This window comes from Promicromonospora panici (genome assembly GCF_900608595.1).
Classification (GTDB): domain Bacteria; phylum Actinomycetota; class Actinomycetes; order Actinomycetales; family Cellulomonadaceae; genus Promicromonospora; species Promicromonospora panici.
In genome coordinates this window covers 164,179-187,116 of sequence record NZ_UWYY01000016.1, presented here as the reverse complement: position 1 = coordinate 187,116, position 22,938 = coordinate 164,179, and the positions used below count along the sequence as shown (strand labels likewise).

The 22,938-nt window shown below is 69.3% G+C and carries 24 protein-coding genes, 2 tRNA genes and 1 pseudogene; 11 read left to right on the top strand and 16 right to left on the bottom strand.

Annotated elements, in window-relative coordinates; all coding sequences use genetic code 11:
* From EW117_RS19595 to EW117_RS19585, 3 genes are all read right to left on the bottom strand, one after another.
* On the bottom strand, window positions 1-920 hold a 920-nt coding region (locus EW117_RS19595), incomplete at its 3' end, for a site-specific integrase (RefSeq protein ID WP_242504394.1).
* A 191-nt stretch (window positions 921-1,111) separates the two neighbouring features.
* Window positions 1,112-1,182, bottom strand: a tRNA-Gly gene (locus tag EW117_RS19590).
* Window positions 1,183-1,287: 105 nt separating this feature from the next.
* Entirely contained in the window at window positions 1,288-1,656 is a 369-nt protein-coding gene (locus tag EW117_RS19585) for a nuclear transport factor 2 family protein (protein WP_129788380.1), read from the bottom strand.
* Window positions 1,657-1,716: 60 nt separating this feature from the next.
* Here EW117_RS19585 and EW117_RS19580 point away from each other — a divergent pair, with 60 nt between their 5' ends.
* A complete protein-coding gene (locus tag EW117_RS19580) occupies window positions 1,717-2,223 on the top strand; it encodes a GNAT family N-acetyltransferase (protein WP_242504393.1) in 507 nt (168 codons plus the stop codon).
* Window positions 2,224-2,256: 33 nt separating this feature from the next.
* Here EW117_RS19580 and EW117_RS19575 read toward each other — a convergent pair whose 3' ends face one another.
* The 4 genes from EW117_RS19575 to EW117_RS19560 are packed head-to-tail and all read right to left on the bottom strand — an operon-like array spanning window position 2,257 to window position 7,326.
* Window positions 2,257-3,183, bottom strand: a complete 927-nt coding sequence (locus EW117_RS19575) for a carbohydrate ABC transporter permease (protein WP_242504392.1) — start codon at window positions 3,181-3,183, stop codon at window positions 2,257-2,259.
* Window position 3,184: 1 nt separating this feature from the next.
* A complete protein-coding gene (locus EW117_RS19570) occupies window positions 3,185-4,057 on the bottom strand; it encodes a carbohydrate ABC transporter permease (RefSeq protein ID WP_129788379.1) in 873 nt (290 codons plus the stop codon).
* Window positions 4,054-5,367 (bottom strand): ABC transporter substrate-binding protein, encoded by a 1,314-nt coding sequence (locus EW117_RS19565; protein WP_129788378.1) that lies wholly within the window; start codon window positions 5,365-5,367, stop codon window positions 4,054-4,056. Before EW117_RS19565 ends, EW117_RS19570 begins: the two co-directional genes overlap by 4 nt.
* A gap of 30 nt (window positions 5,368-5,397) precedes the next feature.
* Window positions 5,398-7,326, bottom strand: a complete 1,929-nt coding sequence (locus tag EW117_RS19560; protein ID WP_129788377.1) for a glycoside hydrolase family 127 protein — start codon at window positions 7,324-7,326, stop codon at window positions 5,398-5,400.
* A 216-nt stretch (window positions 7,327-7,542) separates the two neighbouring features.
* Here EW117_RS19560 and EW117_RS19555 point away from each other — a divergent pair, with 216 nt between their 5' ends.
* From EW117_RS19555 to EW117_RS19530, 6 genes are all read left to right on the top strand, one after another.
* The gene (locus EW117_RS19555) at window positions 7,543-8,583 is read left to right on the top strand and encodes a LacI family DNA-binding transcriptional regulator (protein ID WP_129788376.1); all 1,041 of its coding nucleotides are present in this window, start codon (window positions 7,543-7,545) and stop codon (window positions 8,581-8,583) included.
* A gap of 132 nt (window positions 8,584-8,715) precedes the next feature.
* On the top strand, window positions 8,716-9,366 hold the full coding sequence (locus tag EW117_RS19550) for a PAS and ANTAR domain-containing protein (protein ID WP_129788375.1): 651 nt from the start codon (window positions 8,716-8,718) through the stop codon (window positions 9,364-9,366).
* A 144-nt stretch (window positions 9,367-9,510) separates the two neighbouring features.
* Window positions 9,511-10,209: a PAS and ANTAR domain-containing protein gene (locus EW117_RS19545; RefSeq protein ID WP_129788374.1), complete on the top strand. Its 699-nt coding sequence runs from the start codon at window positions 9,511-9,513 to the stop codon at window positions 10,207-10,209.
* A gap of 136 nt (window positions 10,210-10,345) precedes the next feature.
* Window positions 10,346-10,419 (top strand) — tRNA-Pro (locus EW117_RS19540).
* A gap of 183 nt (window positions 10,420-10,602) precedes the next feature.
* A complete protein-coding gene (locus EW117_RS19535) occupies window positions 10,603-10,842 on the top strand; it encodes a helix-turn-helix transcriptional regulator (RefSeq protein ID WP_129788373.1) in 240 nt (79 codons plus the stop codon).
* A gap of 340 nt (window positions 10,843-11,182) precedes the next feature.
* On the top strand, window positions 11,183-11,962 hold the full coding sequence (locus tag EW117_RS19530; protein WP_129788372.1) for a hypothetical protein: 780 nt from the start codon (window positions 11,183-11,185) through the stop codon (window positions 11,960-11,962).
* 205 nt (window positions 11,963-12,167) lie between these two features.
* On the opposite strand, the pseudogene EW117_RS19525 reads toward EW117_RS19530, so the two are convergent.
* The 5 genes and pseudogenes from EW117_RS19525 to EW117_RS29495 form a co-directional block, all read right to left on the bottom strand.
* Window positions 12,168-12,329, bottom strand: a pseudogene (locus tag EW117_RS19525) (transposase); the annotation flags it as partial.
* Between the two features lie 73 nt (window positions 12,330-12,402).
* A complete protein-coding gene (locus tag EW117_RS19520) occupies window positions 12,403-13,545 on the bottom strand; it encodes a Gfo/Idh/MocA family protein (protein ID WP_129788371.1) in 1,143 nt (380 codons plus the stop codon).
* 198 nt (window positions 13,546-13,743) lie between these two features.
* Complete coding sequence (locus tag EW117_RS19515) at window positions 13,744-14,466, bottom strand: alpha/beta fold hydrolase (protein ID WP_129788370.1); 723 nt, start codon at window positions 14,464-14,466, stop codon at window positions 13,744-13,746.
* A 50-nt stretch (window positions 14,467-14,516) separates the two neighbouring features.
* Complete coding sequence (locus tag EW117_RS19510) at window positions 14,517-15,422, bottom strand: NADP-dependent oxidoreductase (protein ID WP_129788369.1); 906 nt, start codon at window positions 15,420-15,422, stop codon at window positions 14,517-14,519.
* Between the two features lie 207 nt (window positions 15,423-15,629).
* Entirely contained in the window at window positions 15,630-15,767 is a 138-nt protein-coding gene (locus EW117_RS29495) for a hypothetical protein (RefSeq protein WP_165362781.1), read from the bottom strand.
* 111 nt (window positions 15,768-15,878) lie between these two features.
* Here EW117_RS29495 and EW117_RS19505 point away from each other — a divergent pair, with 111 nt between their 5' ends.
* Window positions 15,879-16,490, top strand: coding sequence for a TetR/AcrR family transcriptional regulator (locus tag EW117_RS19505; protein WP_129788368.1), 612 nt, complete (start codon window positions 15,879-15,881; stop codon window positions 16,488-16,490).
* A gap of 111 nt (window positions 16,491-16,601) precedes the next feature.
* On the opposite strand, the gene EW117_RS19500 is transcribed toward EW117_RS19505, so the two are convergent.
* Complete coding sequence (locus tag EW117_RS19500; protein ID WP_129788367.1) at window positions 16,602-17,693, bottom strand: Gfo/Idh/MocA family protein; 1,092 nt, start codon at window positions 17,691-17,693, stop codon at window positions 16,602-16,604.
* A gap of 87 nt (window positions 17,694-17,780) precedes the next feature.
* A complete protein-coding gene (locus EW117_RS19495) occupies window positions 17,781-18,743 on the bottom strand; it encodes an aldo/keto reductase (RefSeq protein WP_129788366.1) in 963 nt (320 codons plus the stop codon).
* A gap of 147 nt (window positions 18,744-18,890) precedes the next feature.
* Here EW117_RS19495 and EW117_RS19490 point away from each other — a divergent pair, with 147 nt between their 5' ends.
* Both EW117_RS19490 and EW117_RS19485 read left to right on the top strand, forming a co-directional pair.
* The gene (locus EW117_RS19490) at window positions 18,891-19,505 is read left to right on the top strand and encodes a MarR family winged helix-turn-helix transcriptional regulator (RefSeq protein ID WP_129788365.1); all 615 of its coding nucleotides are present in this window, start codon (window positions 18,891-18,893) and stop codon (window positions 19,503-19,505) included.
* 114 nt (window positions 19,506-19,619) lie between these two features.
* Complete coding sequence (locus EW117_RS19485) at window positions 19,620-20,393, top strand: helix-turn-helix domain-containing protein (protein WP_129788364.1); 774 nt, start codon at window positions 19,620-19,622, stop codon at window positions 20,391-20,393.
* Between the two features lie 40 nt (window positions 20,394-20,433).
* On the opposite strand, the gene EW117_RS19480 is transcribed toward EW117_RS19485, so the two are convergent.
* Window positions 20,434-20,670 carry a winged helix-turn-helix transcriptional regulator gene (locus EW117_RS19480; protein ID WP_277986479.1) on the bottom strand — a complete coding sequence of 79 codons (237 nt, stop codon included), beginning with the start codon at window positions 20,668-20,670 and terminating at the stop codon, window positions 20,434-20,436.
* Window positions 20,671-20,786: 116 nt separating this feature from the next.
* On the opposite strand from EW117_RS19480, the gene EW117_RS19475 reads away from it, so the two are divergent.
* Window positions 20,787-21,704, top strand: a complete 918-nt coding sequence (locus tag EW117_RS19475; protein ID WP_129788362.1) for a CPBP family intramembrane glutamic endopeptidase — start codon at window positions 20,787-20,789, stop codon at window positions 21,702-21,704.
* A 99-nt stretch (window positions 21,705-21,803) separates the two neighbouring features.
* On the opposite strand, the gene EW117_RS19470 is transcribed toward EW117_RS19475, so the two are convergent.
* On the bottom strand, window positions 21,804-22,937 hold the full coding sequence (locus EW117_RS19470; RefSeq protein WP_129788361.1) for a glycosyltransferase: 1,134 nt from the start codon (window positions 22,935-22,937) through the stop codon (window positions 21,804-21,806).
* Window position 22,938: the final 1 nt, after the last annotated feature.

The window sequence follows — 22,938 nt, the reverse complement described above, 5'->3', positions numbered from 1 at the left end:
TTGAGCCGCACACCGCCCTGCGGCGTCCGCTCGACGTGCTGACGTTCGAGCGCGAACAGCTCGCCCGCCCGCAGGCCAGAATGCGCAGCGACGATCACCGCCGCGCGGTACCGCTCGGACGGACCGTCGAAGGCTGCCGCGATGGCATCCACGACGGTGTCGCCGGGGACGATGCGTTCGGCGGGCCGGGTTTGGCCCGCACCGCGGATGCTGCATGGGTTCGCCTCGATGAGCCGATCGCGGACGGCGTCGCCGCAGATGGTCCGAAGCAGCGCGTACGCGTGCGCGGCCTGGGTGCGGCCGGTCACCGTCCCGGCATGCCGGGACTCGACCAACGCGGCGGCGGGCGAACCGGCAGACCGCCACGCCTCCCACAACGCAGCCGGCATCCGCCCCGAGTCGCCGACCGGCCGGCCAGCCGACCGCGCCCACGCCCGCACATGCGCCGCGTCGCTCGGCCCGCCGCCGCGCGCCAGCCACTCGGCAGCGGAGTCCGCCGTCGCCACCAACAGTGCCGCGTACCACTCGCTCACCATGGTGTGCGACAGCGAACGCAGGGGGAGCGAGCCGAGGTCGAGCTGCCGCGCACCGCCCGGGCTCGGCAGCGGCGTGAGGATCCAGCGCCGCAGCAGCCGCTCGTAGCCGTCGAGGGTGGAGGGCTTCAGGTCGCGCGTGGCGAGCCAGCGCTGCGCATACTCCCGCAGCGGTACGTCGCCCGTCTCGGGCTCGCGGTACGTGCCTTGGTAGACGTCGCTGAGCACGCGGGCCAGGGCGGCGTTTGCCGCCTTCTCGGACTCGAACGTGCCGATCGGACGGCGCACACCGTCGGGCCCGGTGTACCTGGCTTGCCAGCGGTTCGGGCCGCGCTGCCGGATGTTGCCGTAGGCGCGGCGGATGGTGCGGCGGGGACGCTTGGTCATGCTTCGAGGTGTGCGCGGCTCCCCAGAGGGAGCGCCCTGCGGATCGGGTGAAGCGGACATTAGGACTCCGGCTCCTGGCCCTGCCGCGAGCGGCTTAGGGCCATTTAGGGCCAGCCGGCGCCGCTTCCAGCCCTCCAGAATGCACGAAGCCCAGGCCAGAAACACTCTCTGACCTGGGCTTCCGCACTCTGAGCGGGCGACGGGAATCGAACCCGCGTAATTAGTTTGGAAGACTAAGGCTCTACCATTGAGCTACGCCCGCGCGACCGTGCATCGAAGCACGCTGCGGGCCACACCTTAGCAAACCTCAGGGCCTCCGATCCGCTCGGAGCGGTGTGACGCGCCCGTCACCGAGGCGCCAGCCACCTCAAGTGAGCCGGGTGCCCTCAGGCGCGGTCTGGTCCACGTCCGTCCACACCTCGGTCATGTCGGCGATGAGGCCGTCGCGCACGGTGATGAAGGTCGCCACCTCGAAGTGCTGCTGCACGCCGTCGGCCATCCCGGTCACGTGCGCCCGGCCGGCGTCGCGCTCCTGGTCGGCGACGCAGTCCTCCAGCCGGAAGTTCTGGAAGCACGGATAGTCGGCGTTGAGCCGCACCCACGAATCGGCGTCGAACGTCTCGCCGGTGTGGACGTAGTGGCAGGTGAACGCGGGATCGAGCAGCTCCGGCAGCTCGTCCCACCGGTGCCCGTCGATGACGTCCGCGAGCCGTTCCATGACCTCTCGTGGTGACATCGCTGCAGGATGTCAGATACGGGATCGAGCCGCCACGCATCGTCGCTTACGCTCACGTCCGTGACCCTCGTGATCCGTGATGCCCTCCCGGCCGACGTGCCTGACATCCTGCGCCTCGTCCAGGCTCTCGCCGACTACGAGCGCGAGCCCGACGCCGTCGAAGCAACCGCGGACGACTTCGCGAGGGCGCTCTTCCCCGCCGAGGGAACACCGACGACCCACGCCCTCGTTGCCGAGCACGACGGCGCCGTCATCGGCCTGGCGCTCTGGTACGTCACGTTCTCGACCTGGACCGGCCGCAACGGGATCTGGCTTGAGGACCTCTTCGTCGACCCGGCCCACCGGGGCGTCGGAGGAGGCAAGGCACTGCTGACGCGGCTCGCCGAGATCTGTGTCGAGCGGGACTGGCGCCGGCTCGAGTGGTGCGTCCTGACCTGGAACGAGCCGTCGATCGCGTTCTACCGGTCGCTCGGGTCCGTCCCGAAGAGCGAGTGGGAGACCCACCGGCTCGACGGCGAGGCCCTGCTCAGGCTCGGATCGGGGACCGGCGAGCCCGCGCGCCCCTGAGCCCGCACCCAGAGCCCGCACCCCCAGGCCCGCTCACCCCTTCACCGAACCCGAAGCCAGCCCCGCCACGTAGTACCGCTGAAGCGCCACGTACAGGATCACGCACGGGATCATCGCGATCACCGACCCAGCCGCCAGCAGCCCGAAGTTCACCTGCCCGTACGCCCCCTGCTGCAGGTTCACCAGCGACACCGGCAGCGTGTACAGGTTCTGATCGGTCAGAAACGTCAGCGCCCCGAGGAACTCCGTCCACGACGCCAGGAACGCGTACAGCGCGGCGGTCGCCGTCCCCGGCACGACGAGAGGCCGCAGCACGGAGACCAGGATCCGCAGCGTCCCGGCGCCGTCCACATGCGCGGAGTCCTCGAGCTCACCAGGCACCGCCGCGAACGTGTTGCGCATGACGAAGATGCCGAACGGCAGGTTCACCGTCGTGTAGAAGAGCACGAGGCCGAACAGACTGTCCGTGAGCCCCATGACGTTCATCTGCAGGTAGAGCGGCGTGAGGATCGCCTGGAACGGCACCATGAGCGTGACCAGCACCAGCCCGAACAGCACCGCCCGCCCCTTGAACGGGAACTTGGCGAACCCGTACCCGGCCAGCGTCGCGAGCACCGCGGTGAGCACTGCCGTCGAGACCGAGACGATCACCGAGTTCAGGATGCCGCGCCACACCTCCGGCTGGTTGACCACCGCCTGGAAGTTGACCCACGACAGCTCGAAGAACCGCGAGTCCGGGGCGGCGACGATGACGTCGCCCGGCTGCCCCGCCCGCACGAATGCGATCACGAGCGGCACGAGGAACACCAGTGCGGCTAGGGTCCCGCCCAGAACGTAGAGCGTGCGCTTGGCCCGGGAATCCCGCTCCGGCCCGCCGCCCCCGGGCACAGCCGCGGGGAAGGAAGGACGACGTCGAACAGCGGCGCCCCGCGATACACCGGCCTCAGTAACGGCAACCATGTCAGCTCCTCTCCCGCAGCAGCCAGAACTGGGCCGCGGTGACCAGACCGGTGATGACGACCAGCACGAGCGACATCGCCGTCGCGGCGCCGAGCTGCAGCTGAACGAACGCCCGCCGGTAGATCGCCATGACGATCGTCGTCGTGTCCGAACCCGGCCCGCCCTGGGTCAGGATGTAGAACTGTGTGAACGCGAGGAACGACCCGATGACCGACAGGATCACGGTCATCGCGATCGTCCGGCGCAGCATCGGCACGGTGATCGACACCTCCCGCTGCCACCACGACGCGCCGTCCATCTCCGCCGACTCGTAGACCTCGCGCGGGATGCCCTGCATGCCGGACATGAGCAGCACCATCGTCAGGCCTGACGCGCCCCACACGACCATGACGCACAGCAGACCGGTGGCCAGCGGCCCGTCGACGAGCCATGCCGTCGTCCCGTCGGTGATCCCGAGCCCCTTGAGCACCACGTTGACCATGCCGCTGTTGGGCTGCGCCTCCAGCAGCATGAGGAAGCTCAGCGTGGTCAGGCCGATGACGAACGGCACGAAGAAGATGGTGCGCAGCAGCGTCGCGCCCCGGCGGTTGGACCGCACGAGCACGGCGAGCGAGTACCCGAGCAGCAGGATCGGCAGCGTGACGATCGCGGTGTACAGAAGCGTGTAGGCCAGCGCGTCCCAGAAGGTCGGGTCGGTGAGCACGGACGCGTAGTTGTCGAACCCGATGAAGCGGTAGGAGCCGATCAGCGGGAAGTTGGTCAGCGAGATGTAGACCGCCACGACGAGCGGCACGAACACGAAGACGACGACGAGCGCGACCGCCGGCGTGATGAGCGCCAGGCCGGTGCGCCGGGGATGCGTGAGTGTGCTCATGCCTGGGCCTGCCTCAGGATGCGGTCGTACGTGGACTGGGCCTCCTGCATGGCGGCATCGACCTCCCCGTCGAAGACAGCCTGGCGGAACATGCGCAGCCACGGCCCGTCCTGCTGGTTGTAGATCAGGTTGTAGGCGAGAGTCGTGGGCGCGTAGCCGACGTCGAGCGACTCGAGCGGAGGCACCACGAACGGGTAGCTCTCCGCGAACTGCGGCGTGACGACGTCGGACCGGACGGGGGAGTAGAAGCCCTCCGGCATTCGCGACTGCTGCTGGACGGCGACGGCGAACTTCATGAACTCCCACGCCGCCGAGGGGTTGCGCGCGCCGTTCGGCATGCACAGGTTGTCCCCGCCGTCGAAGAACGCGCGCCCGCCGTCGGGGCCGGGCAGCAGGACTACCCGCGTGCGGTCCAGCAGTTCCTGGTCCGCGTTCGGCACGACGACGCCGAAGGAGGCGGGGAACATGCCCAGCCGTCCGGCCACGTAGTCCGCCGACCAGCGGGAGGCGTCGTCGGCGAAGCTGCCCGGCGGCACGAGGTCCTCGCTCCAGAGCGTGCGCGCGAAGTCCAGCGTGCGGCGCAGCGCGTCGTTGCCCACCACGTCCCCGCGCTGGTTGCCGACGTCGCCCGAGATCAGGTCGCGGCCGGTGGCCCACACGTGCGGCTGGACGGTGAAGCCCAGCGCGCCCGAGGAGTTGCCCGGGAACGACCAGCCGTAGACGTCGTCCCCCAGGCCGGTGATGGCCCGGGCCGCCTCCAGGATCCCGGCGAAGTCCGCGGTGTGTTCCTCGACATCGAGTCCCGCCCGCTCGAACAGCTCCGTGTTGCAGAACAGCACCGAGAAGTCGCCGATGAACGGCAGGCCGTACCGGCGTCCGTCCTTGGTGCTGAGCGCGAGGTGGCCCGGGCTCAGCGCGTCGCCGATGCCGAGCTGCTCGATGAGCGGCGTGAGGTCGGTGAACGCGTCGCGATAGGCGAACAGGGTCGAGTAGATGTCGTCGATGTCGACGACGTCGGGCACCCGCCCGCCGCGGATCGCCGTGGCGAGCTTCGTGACGTACTGCCTGTTCTGGATGGGCGTGAGCGACACCCGGATCCGGTTCTGGGCCTGGTGGAACGCGTCGACGACTGCCTGGGTGCCGTTCACCGTGTCCGATCGGCACCACAGGTTGAGCGTCCCGCTCGCGTTCTCGCCGAAGCCTGCGGCCTCGATGTTCGCCGGGCGCAGCGTGCCGCCGCAGCCGGCCAGCGCGGCGGACGCCGTCGCCGCGCCGGCCAGCGTGAACAGCTGGCGTCTGGTGAGCTCCATTGCTCTCCTCTCCTTGCGCTTCTGGGGCGGTCAGAGCACGGGCACCCACACCCGCATGGGCTGCGGGCCGCGGTTGGCCCACGCGTAGTACGGCACGGCGGTCAGCGTCACCTCGCGCGTCGCTTCAGTGGCCGACGCCGATGATGCGGGCCCGTACGGCGCGACGGCGTCCGGGTCCGGCCCCGGGGCGACCGCGCCGCGGGCCCGCACCACGGTCACGCCGCCCAGCAGGTCGGGCCGGAACTCGTCGGACAGCGGAGCGGCGACGTCGATCCGCAGGTCGTCGACGATCGCGCCGTCCTCCTGGTCGGGCTGCTCCAGCGCGTAGACCAGCGGCCCGCGCTCGATCGCGACACTGCCGCGGACGGCGTCGACCCGGGGGTCGGCGACGGTGAGGCGCGGCGTCATCGGCAGGTCCAGGACCACCGTGTCGCCCGCCGCGAACCGGCGTGTGGCGCGGGTGTAGGAGCCGGCGGCGACCGAAGCGCCGTCGAGCGTGGCGCCATCGGCCCAGGCGGGGATCCGCAGCGCGAGGGTGGCCTCGGCGTCAGGCGCCTCCTCGATGTGCAGGGCGATGCGGCCCTCGTCGGGGTAGCGGGTCTCCACGCGCAGGCGCAGCGTGCCGCCGGCGAGCTGGACCGTGATCGTGCCGGGCGCGTACTGGTGGAGCTGCAGGCTCGGCCCGTCGGCAGTGGCCAGGTAACCGGTGAGGCTGGAGACCGTGCGCATGATGTTCGGCGGGCAGCAGGCGCAGTCGAACCAGGTGCGGCGGCCGTGCGTGGGGCTGCGGTTCTCGTCGGCGTGGGCGTCGCTGCGCAGCTGCAGGGGGTTCACGTAGAAGTACTCGGTCCCGCCGAGCGATACGCCGGCCAGGAACCCGTTGTAGAGCATCCGCTCGATCTGGTCGGCGTACCGGGCCTCGCCCGTGGCCAGGAGCATGCGCCACGCCCACTGCACGCCGCCGATCGCCGCGCACGTCTCGGCGTAGCCGCGGTCGGTGGGCAGCTCGTACGGGTCGCCGAACGCCTCGCCCTCCCAGCGCGCGCCGAGCCCGCCCGTGACGTACTGCTTCTCGCGCTCCATGGAGCGGTACTGGGTGTCGAGTGCGGCGAGGAGCTCGGCGTCGCCGGTCTCGATGGCGACGTCGGCCGCGCCAGCCCCGAGGTACACCGCGCGCACGGCATGGCCCTCGACGGTGGTCGCCTCGCGCACGGGTACGCGGTCGGAGAAGTAGGTCGGCTCCTTGCCGTGGCCCTCGATGATGCCGGTGCCGCGCGCCTCGACGAACCACCGCGCCAGGTCCAGGTACGCCCGCGTGCCCGTCTCCCGGAACAGCTCGACCAGGCCCATCTCGACCACGGGGTGGCCGTCGACCTCGCGCAGCTGGCCGTCGCCGTCGCCGAAGGTGGCGACGAGGTGGTCGGCGAGCCGGACGGCGACGTCGAGCAGCTCACGTCGGCCCGTCCCGCGCACCTGGGCGACCGCCGCCTGGAACAGGTGGCCGGCGCAGTAGAGCTCGTGGCTCCAGGGCAGGTCGCTGTACCGGGGCACGTTCCGGAGCATCGGCACGGAGTCGAGGTAGCCGTCGTCGGCCTGCGCGGCGGCGAGCAGCGCGGTGATCCGGAGCTGGTCGTTCAGGAGCTGTTGGTCGGGCTCGCGGGCGTACTCCCAGGCGGCCGCTTCGAGCCACTTGTGGACGTCGGAGTCCGCGAAGATCGGGCCGATCGCCTCGCCTTCCGCCTTCCCGGCGGCGATCTCCAGGTTCCGCAGGTTCCCGGCCTTCTCGAGCTGCTCCAGGCCCTCGGGAATCGCGGCCGACCGGTTGACGTCGGCGGTGCGGCGCCACAGTCCCGCGTCGATGGTGACCTGCCCGACGGCGAGCGGCCGCAGCAGGACCCGGGCGTCGCCGGAGGGCTCGGCGGGTCCCCGCGTGGTGCCGCTGGAGGTCACGGTCGTCATCAATCTCTCCTTCGAGACGGAAACTAGGAATCCGATTTCCTAAGGTACGGACCGACCCTGCGGACGTCAAAGGTCTGGGTGAAACTGATCGAGAACCGAGTGCTGAACTGCGTGGAGAGGTACGATGGCGCTCACCTCGCCGGGCCTGGGTGGTACGGCGGCTGGCGTCTGGGGAAACGGCGCAGGCGGAAACGGGACCAGGAAGGTCGGTGCGTGATGGAGCGGGGACCGGTTGTGCGGATCACCGACGTGGCGGCGCTCGCGGGGGTCGCGCCGAGCACGGTGTCCAAGGCGCTGAACGGGACCGGGTCCCTGCGGGAAAGCACGCGGGTGAAGGTCCGGGAGGCGGCGGAACGGCTCGGCTTCGTACCCGACGCCAGCGCACGCTCCCTGTCGGCGCGGCGCAGCTTCACGGTGGGCCTGCTGAGCACCGACTCTGCCGGCCGGTTCTCGCTGCCCGTGGTGCTCGGGGCGGAGAACGCGCTGGTCGGTGGCGAGCTGTCGGCACTGCTCGCCACCGCCCGCCACGACCCCGTGCGCGAGCAGCACCACGTGCGCACCCTCGTGGCCCGGCGGGTCGACGGGATCATCGTCACCGGCCGCACCACCGAGCCGCGCGAGCCGATCCGCGTGCCGATGCCGGTGGTGTACGCGTTCGCGCCGTCCGTAGATCCTGACGACGCCTCGGTGGTGCCCGACGACGCCGACGGCATGCGGCTGCTGGTCGAGCACCTCGTCGGGCTGGGCCGCCGTCGGATCGCGTATGTGGGCGGGCGCGCGGAGCAAGCGGCGTCCGTGGTGCGGCACGACACGCTGGTGGCGGAGCTGGCCGCCCGCGGGCTGGAGCTGGTCGGGCCCCCGCTGTACGGGGACTGGTCGGAGCAGTGGGGGCGGCGGGCGGTTGATGCGGTGCTCGGTCGGGACGCTGGGGCCGGGCCGGGGGAACGCGTCGGGGGAGCGGCCGGCGTGGACGCCATCGTCTTCGCCTCCGACCAGCTCGCGCGCGGCGGCTGCGACCGCCTCCGGGAGCGCGGCCTGCGCGTGCCCGACGACGTCGCCGTGACCGGCTACGACGACTGGCAGGTCATGTCGCTGGCGAGCCGGCCGCCGCTGACCACCGTCGACATGCGGCTCGAGCGGTTGGGGCAGCGCGCGGCAGAGCTGCTGATCGCGGCGATCGAGGGGGAGCCGGCGCACGGGGTCGAACGGCTCGCCCCGCGGCTGGTCGTGCGGGCTTCGACGCTGGGCGACGGGTAGCCCGCGAAGCGGCCTGGACCCGCAGGAAGAGGAATTCACCGCAGGGCTTTCGGTGGGGCCACTTCGACGTTACGGTCAGGGGGAGTCAGGCAGCGGCTCATCGACGCGGGTAGCGACGAGGAAGGCTGCCGCATGACTGCAGAATCGACGAACACCGAGCGTGCCCTCACGCCTGGCACCAACCAGCTCACCGGGCGTTACCGGTACGGGGTGGTCACGCAGCGGTGGTGGTGGTCCGACGAGACGTTCCAGATCCACGGCTTCGAGCCTGGTGACGTGGTGCCGACCACGACACTCGTCCTGGCGCACAAGCACCCGGACGACCGTGCCCGCGTGTCGCGGATGTTCCAGGGCGCCGCGGTGACGGGCGAGCCGTTCAGCAGCGTCCATCGCATCATGGATGCTCGTGGCCGGGAGCGGACGCTGACGGTCGTCGGGGAAGGCCGACGCGATGCCGAGACCAGCCGGGTGTGCGAGCTCGTGGGTTACTTCGTCGACGTCACCAGCGCGGTCGAGACACGGGCCGGCATGGCGGCGTCGGCGTCCATCCGAGCGTCGGCCGCTAGCCGCGCCCCCATCGAACAGGCGAAGGGCATCGTCGCGTTCGCCCTGGGCATCGACGTCGAAGAGGCGTTCGAGCGGCTGCGCACCACCTCCAACCACACGAACGTCGCGGTGCGCGACGTCGCACGCCGGATCGTCGGGCTCGCCCCCACCGGCGGTTCCGCGGCGGACGTCGCCGAGGCCCTGGGCGTGCCGACGCCGGGAGCGCCTCGGCCCTGATCCCCGCCCACCAGGAGCCAGGCCGTGCCCGCCCGGCGCGGCCTGGCTCCGTCACGGGCCGCCGGCCGCGCGTTAGTCTGGCCTTCCAGGTCCTGTGCCCTCGCGAGGGCATCGGCCGCACGATCTAGCCCCCCAGAGGACCTCGTGACCACTGCACCCTCGGCCGACCGCTCGGCCGGCCAACCATCGCTGGAGAACAGGCTCGAGCAGGCACTCGCCTCGGGCGCCAAGCCGCCGGTCGGGCGGTACCAGCTCGACCTGGCGGCAGGCACCTGGGAGTGGTCCGACGAGGTGTACGAGATGCACGGTTTCGAGCCGGGCGAGATCGTGCCGACGACGCCACTGATCCTGTCGCACAAGCACCCCGACGACCGCGACCGGGTCGACGGCGTCCTGCGGCGCGCAGCCGAGACCGGTGAGCCGTTCAGCTCCGTGCACCGCATCGTGGACGCCCAGGGCAGGACCCGCACCCTTGCCGTGACCGGTCAGGGGCGCCGCGCCTTCGCGACGGGCCGCGTGACGGAGCTGTTCGGGTACTTCATCGACGTCACGGAGGTGCAGCGCGAGGCCGCGGCGCGTGAGGCGACGGCCTCGATTAAGGCCTCGGCCGAGCAGTGGTCGGGCATCGAGCAGGCCAAGGGTGTGCTCATGGTGGTCTACGGCATCGACGAGGAAACTGCGATGGGCGTGCTGCGCGAGGCGTCCAACCGGTCGAACGTCGCCGTCCGGGACATCGCCTACTCGCTGGTGCACCTGTTCTCCGGGTCGGACGTCACGGTGGTCCCGACCAGTGAGGCGATCGAGAAGTTCCTCGCGGACCCGGTTCTGCCGAGCGATCTCTGACGCCGGGCGGCCATGGAGGTCTCTCGGCTGTCCGGACGGAATGAGCCGGACCTGCGCGCGTGGATCCGTTACGATCTGTTCCACGCGCGTACGGGTGTTCGTGCGGGTGGCACGGAAGTACGTTGTCCGTGGACGACGGGCTGTGGCGCAGCTTGGTAGCGCATCTGCTTTGGGAGCAGAGGGTCGCTGGTTCGAATCCAGTCAGCCCGACATATATCTGGCCTGGCGAGCCTCTGGTTCGCCAGGCCAGAACGGCCCCGAGATCTGAACTCCCCGACAGAAACCCGACACTTTGGTGTCCTGGAGGCCCGTCCTGCGACATGGTTCGCAGAGCGTGACGGTCGTCTCCGATCGTTGCCCATTCTCCAGGTGCTCCGCGCGCACCTGAGGGTCATGGAGACACAGCAGACGCCCGAGCGGGGGCTGGACCCGCTGCTGAGCATCGACGAGCTCGCGGACTATCTCGGTCTGCCGGTTCGCACGATCTACGCCTGGCGCACCGAGGGCAAGGGCCCTCGCGGTGTGCTTCTGGGCAAGCACGTGAAGTTCTACGCCTCGGACGTCCAGGCGTGGCTCGCCGGACGGCGGGAGACGGCGCCCGGCCGGGGCACCGCCGAAGGTGGTGAGCGGTGATGGCGCGCCCTCGCACCCCGATCGGGACGTTCGGTCAGATCAGCTTCGTTTCCGAGACGACCACGACGGTGACTGCCCACACCAGGTTCCGCGACTACGACGGCCGGCTGCGCCCGGTCCAGGCCACCGGCAGCACCCCGCAAGCAGGCCGAGCACAACCTCAAGGCGGTACTTGCGCGACGCAGCCGCATCGCATCCGGCTCGACAGATCTGAGCGGCGACAGCACGTTCAAGCGCCTGGTCGAGATCTGGCTCGAAGACCTGGACCTCCAGGAGCTGGCCTGGGACTGACACTCTGGCAACGGCACTCGCCGAGATCGTCCCGCTGTCCTGGTTCGCGATGGAACCCAACCTGCAACAGGTCCGGGACCTGGATCACTTCGAGCGGCAGATCCCACTCTTGCGCGCTCTCGTCGACCACCTCCACGGCCGTATCGAGCCTGCGCACTGGCCTGCCCTGGTCGAGCACGTCGCCCAAATCGTGGGCACGGCGGACACGACTTCCCGGGAACGTCTGATCACTGGTGACGTGCGGCGAGTCATGGTCGAGCATTACGCCGACCGCGTCCTGAACCAGACCGACACCGAGCCCTATCAGATGGCCGACTCTGCGCCCGACGCGGACAGCGTAGCCAGTAGCCATGAGACGCAGAGCAATCCGCACGTTCAAGCGTGGCTCACCCGGCAGGCCGACCTCATCTCCAACCGTCTGGACCGATTGGTCGATCAGGCACTTCTCGAACCGGAACTGTGGATGGAGAACATCACGCCCCCGCCGCCACCAGACGCTGGACGGGAAGCGTGGGCGGTGGCGCTACGGCAGGTGCTCACCTACCGCGACCGCTACCAGATCACCGACCCCAACGAACCGCTCGGCCCAGGGGCTGAGGGTGAACGCGGGGAGGTGTACATGATGGCCGCCCTAGCCCTGCAGACCATCACCCCAGTCGAGTCCGGCCGAAGAACCCCGATAGTCCCGCGAGGGCCGAGACGCATGGAACGCGTGCCGGCCGTTCTGGCCGAGGTCCGGAGCCGAAGTGAATACCTGCGCCGCCAGGCCGAGGAGCGCGTGCGGCGAGACCAAGCAGATCGGCACCATGAGCCCAGTCGCGGCTGGTAACCCTGCTCACTCATAAGGAGTGACTTGAACTGGTGTCATCACTGGCAGCCGCGGATGAGCGCCGCGAAGCTTGGTAGAGCCGGACCGTCGGGTAGCTCCCCACGGCTCGATTCGGACACTTCAACGGCATTCGAAATGTAGGACCGGAACTCTCCGGGCGGCGCACGCCGAAGCCAAGAGATGCTCCGTGTCCGGCTCTTCGCAATCAGGGGTGTAGTCGCGGTCTGAATCCGCCGGCTTCGAGGAGCGACCGGGTGATGTAGTGAGTCAAGTTCCGGAAGCCGAGGGCGGTGCCGCGGAGGTGTTCGAGGCGGCCGTTGATCGCCTCGGTCGGGCCGTTGGACGTGCCGGGCAGGTCGAAGTCAGCTCTGTGTGATCAAGTCAGGGCTAGCTCGCGGATCGCCATCTCCTCGGGTCCTGCGGCAGTGCCTCTCCCGAGTTCAAAGATTGGAGTTCATTCGGTCGGGGCGGGACAGATGCTGCCGATGACCTGTTTCAGCGGCCCGTGTGATCGCCTCGAGTACCCGGTGGCGATCGAGTGCGACCGCGAAATCCGGCGCAACGGCGGTTCCGTCGCGGAGGTCGGCGGCAAACTGGGCGTAGAGGCGGGCGACCCCCGCTGCGGGTGCGCCGAGTTGCAGGTCGGGAGCCGCATAAGCGGGGGGGACCTGTAGCACTTGGACAGGCTCGCTGCCGCGGCGCAGCGTGATCGTGAAATCGGTGAAATGGATGTAACCCGACGCCGACTCCACACGCACACTGCCCTCGGTGCCCTGGATCTCCCATACCATCGCCGAGCCGGCAGACTGCCCGGCACTGTAGTGCAGCGAAGTGACGATCCCGCCTTCGAGAACGCCGGCGACGACGATCTCATCCGGCGCGTCCTTCGGCAGCGACGCGCCATCGGAGAGGCGGACGCCGTCACCGCGCTGATTGGCGACGACGGCGGACAGACTCTCGAACGTGCCGAGCACGCGCGCAAGCGGTTCGAGCCCGTGGCCGAGCATGATGCTCAGAAGCGTGGCGCCATGCTTTACGTGAGCCATGTACTCGACCGGCGGGTCATATCGGCCGACCCACATGTCGTCGGTCAAATGCGCTCGGATGCTCGTGCTGAGCGGCTTGCCAATCACGCCTTGCGCGATGAGGTCGCGAAGGAAGAGGATCGGGGGGTGCAGGCCGCCCTGCAACCCGACAACCGTCCGCAGCCGCCGCTCGCGGGCAAACCCCTCCAGCGCTGCGGCCTCCGATAGGTTTCTTGCGAGCGGCCATTCGCAATAAACCATCTTGCCCGCGGCCAGCGCGTCGGAAACAATCTGCTTGTGCTCCGGCACCTTGACCGCAACCACCACCAGGTCGACCTCCGGTCGCACGACCAGAGCCTCATGTGTGTCGAAGGCGAGATCGGCGCCCAGCCGACGAGCGGTCGCGTTCGCGCTCTCCATACGAGTCGTACTGACGGCGCGGATCTGGAACGCGTCGAGCGCCTGCAGCGCCGGGACGTGAGCAATTCCGCCCCAACCCCGATGGGCACTGGCCCCGATAAGGCCGACGCCGATCCGGGTATTTGCTGAATTCTTCATGAGGATGCTCCTGCCTTGTGCAGCCCCGGCAACGCTCTCCGGGCTGGCGTCACGATGATCGTTTCCGGGCAAATGCGTGGGCACTCGGGCTCACCATGGCGAACGGCAATAATTGCTCGCTCGCCATGGTGAGCGAGCAATTATTGCCGTTCGCGTGGCGGCCGCGGGGTTTGAGCCCGAGTGACCCAAGCGCAGGTTTTACGTGTGAGCCCAGTGGGCCTCGAGTTCGCGCGCGACATCGGCCGGACGCTCTATCATCGGCCAGTGCGAGCTGCGCAGCTTGAAGACGGCACGTGCGCGTGTGGCATTACCGAGCTCGTCGGCGAAGCGGTGAGGAAGAAACGGATCGTCCAGGCCCCAGATCACTAGCGCTGGTGCGGTCACGTTGCTCAAACCTGGCTTCCACTCCGCCCCGACCTCGATCGCCGAACGGTAGAGGGCGAGAATGCTTGCTCTCATAGTGGCATCGAGATGCCGGACCGATTCGTCTGCCGCGTCGCGCGGCATCTGCGCCTCGTTGAGGCTTGCTGCGAACGCCTCGAGGTCGAGGTCCGCCATCCATTGCTCGCCCTCGCCTGGCGTTTGCCAGATCTTGGCAAGATAGTGCCACGGATATTCCGGATCGATTGGTCCGCTGATACCTGTCCATGTCCGCACCAGATCTGGTCGGATAGACGCGAGACGGCCCGTGAGCAGCGACCCCCAGTCATGACCGACCAGGTCGACGGGTTCGCCGATTTCTTCGATCTTCTTGATAAGCCAGTCGAGATACTCTTCTTTCGTCGACGTAAATCCCGCTGGTAGGGGTACGCCAAACCCGGGGAGATCGATCGTCACAATATCTTCGCGCTGAAGATAGGAACGGACGGCGTCCCAGAGCCGGTGGGTATCAGGTACACCATGGACGAGGACTGCAGGCATTTTGGATCTCCAATTGATTGTTGTCGTGGTTGAATGGCCGGTCGGCCGAGTCAGGGAAGGAGGATGACTTTGCCGTGGGTGTGGCCCGTGGCGACGAGGCGATGAGCGTCCGCGGCCTCGTCGAGTGGGAAGCTCCGGCCGATGCGTGCGGTCCATGCGCCGGCGGCGATCAGATTCAGGGCTTCCTGGACAGGGCCGCGGTCGCGGTTCCCGCTGCCCCCGGGGCTGAATGCGACGCCGTGTTGTGCGGCATCGCGGTCGGCGAGCGTCACGATCCGGTCGGGGCCGCCGAGAAGATCGACGAGGGCGGGAAGGAGCCCCTTGCCGGCGGTGTCGAGCGCGGCGTCGACCCCGCCCGGAGCGGCGGCACGGATGCGATCGACCAGGCCCGGGCCGTGGGCGACAGGGGTCGCCCCGAGACTCCTGACGAAGTCGGCGTTGGCAGTCCCGGCGACGCCGATCACCGTCACACCCCGCTGTCGCGCGAACTGCACGGCGGCGCCGCCCAGAGCACCGCTCGCGCCGGTGACCACGAGCGTTTCACCCGGGCGAATGTTCAGAAGCCCGAGAGCCCTCGCCGCGTTGTCGGCGCCGATGACAGTAGCCGCGGCCTCCTGGAAGGAAACGCCGTCGGGGATCGTCGCGAAGTTGCTGCTGACCGTGTACTCGGCGTAGGAGCCCTGGGTGGCGGAGTCCGGCCACCCGGCGACACGGTCGCCGACCACGCCCTCGTCGACGCCCGGACCGACCGCCTCGACGACGCCGGCGAACTCGAATCCGATGATGGCGGGAGCACGCAGGCGGAACGCTCCGGCGCGTGCCAGGATCTCCGCCGGGTTCACCCCGGCGGCGTGAACCCGCACCAGCACCTGACCCGGACCCGGCACCGGTCGCGGAGCCTCCGCAACCCGCAACACGGAGGGTTCGCCGAACGAGGCGATGACGGCGGCTTTCATGATGATCCTTCTCCTTCTCATATCGAGCCGGCGGCACTTCCGCTGCGGCGTGCTTCGGCGTGCTCGCTCACGCAGGCCCGGTAGCGAGGTCACGTCCCTAGGTCCAGTACATCACTTCAGGACCGATCGGTACGGAAGTAACGTAGACGGTCAGAGATTTATTCGCAAGCCCTCAACCGTGAGGGCAGGCGTCACGGCGCTCGGGCCTCAGGCCTGGGTGTTCGCGCCGTCCTCGGCCGGCGCGAGCTCGATCGCCCGCGTCATGACATCGCGCTGCGCGGGGTTGCACAGCGCGCTCATCGCCTTGGCCAGAGCAGCCTGTGCGGCGTCGAGCGGCACGCTCATACGCGGGCGGCGTTCATTACCGGAGCTGTGCTCACCATCGACGGCGGCTTGAACGCCTGATCCTTCGCGCTATCTGGACTGCCTGGTCCGTAAGGGGGCATAATGGCTGCCATGCCCACATCGCAGACCAAGCTGGGGCGACCCCGCGAGTTCGACTCCGACTACGCCCTCGAACAAGCCATGAGAGTGTTCTGGGCTAAAGGCTACGAAGGGGCGAGCCTGACGGACCTGACCGAGGCGATGGGCATCACTCGCAGCAGCATGTATGCGGCGTTCGGGAACAAGGACGAGCTGTTCCGCCGAGCGGTCGAGCGGTACACGGAAGGCCCAGCCTCCTACGGAATCCGTGCACTGTCCGAGCCGACCGCACGCGAAGTCGCCGAGTCCATTCTTCGCGGCGCAGCCGCTGCCAGCACGAGTCGCGAGGCACCCCACGGATGCCTTGGCGTCCAGGCTGCGCTGTCCGCCGGCGACAACGGGCTCACTGCCCAGAAGGTCCTCGTCGACTGGCGCCAGGATGGCGCTGCGCGCCTCGAGTCCCGATTCCTGCGTGCGCGGGCCGAGGGTGATCTGCCGGAGACCGAGGATCCGCGCACGCTGGCGGCCTACATCACGACGGTCGCGTACGGCATCGCCGTTCAGGCGGCGACGGGCAGGAGCGAGGCGGAACTGCGCCGGGTTGCTGATATGGCGATGAACGCGGTGTCCTGGTCCCACGGCTGAGACAGCGAACTCTGCGATCGTCTTCATCGACGCCTTAGGCGTCACCGCCGAGTCCGCTCGACGGCAGGGTGCGGGCCGCCGCCGTGGCCGCCCGCACCCTGCTGAGGAGTTCTACTGTCGCTGCCCGCTGCGGGCGGCTTCCTCGACTCGCGCGACGAGCTGACTGTTGTGCAGCGCGTGTGCGAAGCCCGGCGTCGCAAAGGTGTTCTCGTCGATGTCGCGCGCGAGGCTCGCGTACACCTCTCCCACGTTGATGGAGGCACCGGTCCAGATCTCGGCGGCGGCCGGACCGGTTCCCGTGGCGACAGGGCTGTCGGGCGCTTCGAAGTCGACGTTCGAGGTCAGCGTGAGGTCGCCGACCTGGACGCCGGCGGGGTGGTTGCCGGTCAGCCTGAGCCAACCGTCGGCGCCACGGACCTCGAGGCTGAAGCGGGCGTCGGGCACGGGCACGCCCGCCAGGACCTGCACTCCCACCGGGGTGTCGGAGGCGGTCTTGAGGATCGCGTCGAGGTGGTCCGGTACCTCACGGGTGGTCGTCGTGCCGGAGTCGGTCAGCTTGACCTCCGGCCAGAGAAGTTCCGTGCGCGCGTCGATCTCGGTGATGTCGCCGAGGACCGTCTCGATCACGTCCAGGACATGGCCCACCGCGATCGTCATGAAGCTGGCTCCTGCGGCCGCCTTGTCGAAGTACTCATAGGCGCTCACTGACTCCGGGCCGTTCCCGAAGGTCGTCGCGGTCGCTCGGGCCGACAGCAGCCGCCCGAGCCGGCCCTGGGCGATGATCTCGGCCGCCCGGCGCACCGACGGGTTGAGGCTGCCCTGCAGTCCGATCGCCGTGTGCAGGGTGCCGGCAGCCGCGGCCATCTCCTCGGTCTGCGCGACGCTCGCGCCCAGGGGTGACTCCGAGTAGACGGCCTTGCCTGCCGCGAGGGCCGCGAGCACGAGCTCGCGGTGTGCCGGGACCTTGACGGCGACGGTGACGAGATCGATCGACGGATCGTTGATCAGCTCGTACGGGTCGGCGTACCAGCGCTCGGCGCCGAACAGCTCGGCGGCCTTTCGTGCGCTCTCTTCACGCCGGGTCGCTACGGCGGCCAGCCTCAGCTGCGGCTGGGCCGCCAGCGCGGGGATGTGCGATGCCCCGGCCCAGCTGGCCTTCGTATCCGCGCCGATGATCCCGACGCGAATCACGTTGCTTGCCATGGTGCTGCTCCATTCGGTCTTCTACTCGGTCTTCTGCGGTTGAGGCGCGGTCGTCCCGTGCCGTTCGGCGCGTTGCCGCGTCGCTCTTCACCGGTCGATGGCGGCCATGCCGCCCCGGTCATGGCGGTCGCCGGACGCGGGGGTCAGGTTGTTCAGCCGGCCGATCTGGGCCGGGGTAAGTCGGATCCCGTCGGCGGCGATGTTCTCCTCGAGCCGCTCGACGCGTCGGGTGCCGGGGATGGGGTTGATGTCCTCCCCCTGGGCCAGGAGCCAGGCCAGGGCGACCTGGGCAGGGGTGGCTCCGGACTCGGTCGCCACGGCCCGGACCTCGTCGACGATGCGCAGGTTGCGTTCGAGGTTGCCGCCGGTGAAGCGCGGGTTGGTGCGACGCCAGTCGTCGGCGTCCAGACCCTCCAGAGAGCGGATGTTCCCGGTCAGGAAGCCATGACCCAGCGGGGAGTACGGCACCAGGCCGATTCCCAGCTCGCGCAGCACCGGGAGCACGTCGGCCTCGGGGTCCCGCGTCCAGAGCGAGTACTCGCTCTGGACGGCGGCCACCGGGTGGACCGCGTGCGCGCGGCGGATGGTGGCCGGGCCCGCCTCGGACAGACCGATGTAGCGGACCTTGCCCTGGGTGACCAGGTCAGCCAGGGCGCCGACCGTGTCCTCGATCGGGGTGTTGGGGTCGACCCGGTGCTGGTAGTACAGGTCGGTGCCGAGGCGCTGCAAGGAACCCTCCACGGCGAGACGCACGTTCACCGGTGTGCTGTCCGCGCCGGACCGGCCCGTGTGGGAGATCAGGCCGAACTTGGTGGCGAGCACCACCTCGTCCCGTCGTCCTTTGACCGCCCGGCCCAGCAGGGCCTCGTTGGCACCTCCCCCGTACACCTCGGCGGTGTCCAGGTGCGTGACCCCGAGGTCGATGGCGCGCCGGATGGTGCGGATGGAGCCCTCCTCGGACTCGTCCTTGCCTGTGTAGAACGCGGACATGCCCATGACTCCCAGACCGAGGCGCGAGACCTCAAGCCCGCCGAGCGACGTGGTCTGCATCGGATGGTCCTCTCCTGGATCGGTTCGCCAGGCCCACTGCCGGTATGTCGACCCGACAAGAACTTGACGCATCAAGATGAACTTGATGCGTCAAGTTCTACCTCCTGGAACTTGATGCGTCAATAACGATCGCCGTAGGCTGGCCGCATGGCGAAGGCGGCGGATGCTCAGCGGCAGGGCAAGAGGGCCGGGCAAGGCGGCTCGGCATCCCGCGCAACGACGCCATCCGCTGCGGTCACCGAGCCCGGAAGTGGCTCACCCGTTGGATCGGATGCCGAGCCGCGATGGTTGAACAGCGACGAACTGGCGGCGTGGCTGGCCAACTCTGCGATCATGATCAGCTTGCCTGCCGCCCTGGACGCGCGGATGCAGCGCGAGTCCCAGATGACCTTCTTCGAGTACATGGTGCTGTCGGTCCTCTCCGAGGAGCCGGACCGGACCATGCAGATGAGCGCACTGGCCGTGCGTACATCAGCTTCGCTGTCGCGGTTGTCGCACGTCGTCGGGCGACTGGAGAAGCGAGGGCTGCTTGCCAGGTCCCGGATACCCGGTGCAGGTCGCCGCACCAACACCACCCTGACCGAGGCCGGCTACGACGTCGTGGTCGCGGCTGCGCCCGGACATGTCGCGGCAGTCCGCGAATACCTGATCGACTCGCTCGAACCGCGCGACCTGATTGCCTTGCAGCGCATCGGCGCAGCAGTGGACGCCGCGATCAATCACGGACGAACCACCGCCACAAGCGCGACGACGGCTCACTGACGTTCCCAAGTCGTAGCCGCACTGGTCTGGATGCGTGAGCGCCGCGCAAGCGTTAAGGGCTAGCACCACCGAGAGCGTTAGCGGCCAGCAGCACCGAGAAAGAAGCGAGGCACCATGACGTGGAGCACGCGCGAGATCGCCGAGCTGTCGGGTACGACGGTCAAGACAGTGCGCCACTACCACGAGATCGGCCTGCTCGAGGAGCCCGACCGCGAGCCCAACGGCTACAACAAGCGCTACGAGGTGTGCCACCTGACGCGGCTGCTACAGATCAAGCGGCTGACGGGCCTGGGGCTCTCGTTGGCGCAGGTCGCCGAGCTAGGGACAGCCGCCCACGGGCACCCCTCCGTCTTCCAGGAGATCGACGCCGAGCTGGAGGCGACGGTCGAACGGATCCAAAGCGTCCGGCAAGAGCTCGCCGTGCTGTCCCGGCCCGGCGCGACTCCCGACGTGCCCACCGTGTTCCACGAAGTCGCACAGCCCTTGCGCGACAACGACCGGGCGCTCCTGACGATCTACTCCCAGCTGTTCTCGGAGGAGTCGATGGACGCGTTGCGTCAGCTCCTCGCAACCAATCCCCACGAGGACCTCGACGAAGCGTTTCGCGACCTCCCCGCGGACGCGGACGACGCTACGCGCCAGGCGCTCGCCGAATGGATGGCGCCGTTTGTCGGCGCCAACAGGTCGGTGACCTTGGAGACCAAGGCCGGGACATTCCGCGAGGCCGAGGCGGCGAGGAACGCTGTGGGCCAGGCTCTGCAGGCGCTCTACAACCCGGCTCAGCTGGACGTGCTGAGGCGAGCGCGCGAGCTCAGCCCGGCCATGGGAACCGCGCCTGATCAAGGGGCCAAGGAGGCGCTGGGCGGTTCGGACGATGCACCCGAGTGAGTGAGCGAAGGGCTGGCTGACGCCGGGCAAGGTCCCGGCGTCAGCCGTCGTGCGTAGCACTCCACTCGATAAGCGGGTGCAGCACCCGCATCAGGCTGCTGCCCCGCTCCGTCGGGCGGTAGAGGACCTGGACCGGCGTGGACGGCACCACGACCCGCTCGATCAGTTGATGCACCTCGAGCTCGCGGAGACGCTGGGACAGCAGCTGGTTCGAGATGCCGGTGACGTGCGAGCGGTAGTCCACGAACCGGCGGGCGCCCTGTGTCCAGGGGCACAGGGCGGAGCGCTTGCGTCTGCCCCGGGGGCACAGTGTCTGCTCGAGAGCGGATCAGTCGATCCCTCTCAAGAAAGGTTCTTCATCGTGTGCATACCAGAGTCGTCGGGAGCCGGACAGTGACGGGCCCGTTGCCCGGGACGATTCCCGAACGTCCTTTCGGCGTCCACTTCCGCATGCCGCCCTGGAAGTCCCTGGTCATCCTGATCGCGATCCCGGTCATGCTGCTCGTGGTCCAGGTCATCGTCTTCCAGGTGGTCGTCCTGATCGAGGGCCCGGCAGACCCGAACAAGCCCGCACTGACACCGCTCACGATCGCCGCGTCAGGCGTCAGTACCGCCATCACCGCTGTGCTCTCAACGATGCTGGTCGCGGGCATGGCGAAAGTGCCGTGGCGGGCGGTGTTCCGGCACAGGCGCGCCTTCGACCCGCGTCGTCTGGGTGTCTATCTCCTGGGGGCTGCGGGCCTGGTCGGCCTTGCCCTCCTCGTGACGGCACTCATCGCGCCGGAGTCGACCGGATGGGGCGCGTTCGAGATCGGGGCACCCACCATCGCCATCCTCGTGGCCACTCTCCTGGCCACCCCGTTGCAGTCGGCGGGTGAGGAAATAGTCTTCCGGGGAGGGGTCGTCCCCGCTGCCGGGTCCTTCTTCCCGAGCACGCGCCTCGCGGTGGTGTTCGGCAACGTTGTCTCCGGGGCGCTGTTCGCGCTGGTCCATGTGTCCCTGGACCCGTGGTTCGTCAGCTACGTGTTCGTCATCTCCGCGTGCACGGCGATCATGGGCCTGATCAGCGGTGGGCTCGAAGCCGCGATGGCTTTCCACGTCTCCAACAACGTGCTCGCGGGCATCGTCAACGCCCTCTTCGCAGGAGGCGGCTCGTCGGTGGTCGACCGCGGTGCCGGCTCCGGGCCCGGTGCCTCCGTCATCATCCTCATGGTGATGAACGTCCTGGTCGTCGTCATGGTCTGGCGCGTGGAGCGCGCCAAGCGGTCGCGCCCGGCTCGGACCGTGCGCACGGGCACGTCGGCCGTCTGACCGGCGAGCCGCTCGCACGGGTCGCGCGCTGCCCTGCCCGGCGTGATGCAGGGCAGGGCAGCACGCATGCCAGGACCCGGCCTGGGAGCGACCGTGGTGTCAGCTCAGGGCGTCGGCCAGCTGTGTCGCGACCTCGGCGGGTGCTGGCATGGCCTGGATCTGCTGGGCCACGGCGCGGGCCGCATCGGTGTATGCGGTGTCCGTGCGCAGTGTTCCGACGGCCTTGGCCACAGCCTGCGGCATGTCGGGCCCGGGCTGCACGGCGATGCCCGCGCCCGACGCGTCGACCACTGCTGCCTGGAGGAACTGGTCGGCGCCCTGCGGCACGACGACGAGCGGCAGGCCGCGGGCCAGCGCGCCGAGAGTGGTGCCGGCGCCGCCGTGGGTGACCACCAGGTCGACGTCGTGCAGCAGCTCGGCCAGCGGGACGAAGCCGGTGAATGTGACGCCCTCGCCCGCGGCGCCGAAGTCCTCGGTCCGCGCGGTCAGGCCGAGCGTGACCACCAGGTCCACGCCCGCGTCCCGCAGCTCGGTGAGGATCGGGTCCAGGACCTCGGGGTCCGAGAAGTGGGTGCCGAACGTGACCAGCACCCGGGGGCCGTGGCCGCGCTCGGGCACGGCGGCAGGGACGGCCGCCGGGCCGGGACCCTGGTGTGGTTCCGGCCGCAGCGGCAGCCGCACCTGCGGGGCGTCCCAGCCGGGCGGCTGGAGCAGGTCCGGGCACGGGTCGAGGTACCACCGAGCTGGGACGGGTGTCAGCCCGCGCTCCGCGTAGCGGACGGCGGCCACCCGGTTGATCCCGTCCGTGAACTCCGCGGGGATGGCCGGCCCGAACGCCAGCGTCGCCAGCGGGACCTCCAGCGCCGCCGCCACGAGCGGCCCGACGAAGTCCATCGCCTCGGCCACGATCAGGTCGGGCGCGAAGGCCCGGGCGGCGGCCAGGGCATCGTCCGCCGTCAGATCGATCCGGGTGCCGGCGAAGAACTCGGCGACGGCTTCCGGTGTGGGGTCCGCGGCCGCGTCGACGCCGGTACGGCGGGCCGACTCCGCGAAGAGGACGTCCGCACCGGGGCCGACCGGCAGCAGCTCGATGCCCTCGGGGTCCAGGACCGGGGCGAAGAGACCGGCGGTCATGACCGCTACCTGGTCACCACGGTTCTTGAAGGCGCGCGCCAGCGGAAGCTGGGGCAGCAGGTGACCGTGGGCGGGCGTACTTGAGAAGAGTATCCGCATA